Genomic DNA, 233 nt, shown 5'->3' with positions numbered 1-233 from the left:
AAGTAACCGTTTTTGATAATCACATGAATAATAGCTTCTGGAGTAACCATGAAAATTGGATAAAATAAATTCTGCGGGTATCCAATTTTTCCAAAAGTCTTAGTCATAATATCTGGGAATATACCAAAAAAATTCCCTGATTTTAAGTTTAAATAACTTTCCTGTAAACGTGAAACATGGAAAGGCCCATCAACATTTGTTATTATGCCTGCGCCATGGAAATATGGCAATAC

The 233-nt window shown here is 32.6% G+C and carries 1 pseudogene; it reads right to left on the bottom strand.

The window, feature by feature from the left end:
- A pseudogene (locus AC6UDE_RS07230) lies at positions 1-233 on the bottom strand (hypothetical protein); the annotation flags it as partial.

The organism is Fructilactobacillus sp. X2R5C3, from assembly GCF_059901325.1.
Note: the sequence above shows the minus strand (reverse complement) of the source record. Positions and strands in the feature narration are given on the sequence as shown.